The 410-nt window shown below is 63.7% G+C and carries 1 protein-coding gene; it reads left to right on the plus strand.

The window, feature by feature from the left end:
* Positions 1 to 410, plus strand: a 410-nt coding sequence (locus DOU50_RS00005) for an Ig-like domain-containing protein (protein ID WP_148768434.1), incomplete at both ends; no start/stop codon positions are given.

The raw sequence follows: 410 nt of genomic DNA on the forward strand, positions 1-410 counted from the left end.
ACCATCAGCGGCACCGTGGCGAATGCCGAAGCGGGCAATACCGTCACCGTCACCATTGGCGGCAACAGCTACACCGCAACGGTGCAGAACGATCTGACCTGGTCCGTGAGCGTGCCGGAATCCGTCCTGACGGCGCTGGGCAACGGGGATTTGACCGTATCGGCGACCGTCACCAACGGCCACGGCAACACCGGCGCGGGCGAGCGCGAAATCGTTATCGACGCCAGCCTGCCGGGTCTGCGCATTGATACCGTGGCGGGCGACGATGTGATCAACAGCATCGAACATACTCAAAACCTGATCGTCTCCGGCTCCAGCGACGGGCTGGCGGCAGGTACAACGCTCACCGTGACCGTCAATGGCAAAACCTATGCGGCCTCCGTGCTGGCAGACGGTTCCTGGAGCGCGGC

It is taken from the genome of Enterobacter sp. C6, assembly GCF_008122455.1.
Taxonomy (GTDB): domain Bacteria; phylum Pseudomonadota; class Gammaproteobacteria; order Enterobacterales; family Enterobacteriaceae; genus Enterobacter; species Enterobacter pseudoroggenkampii.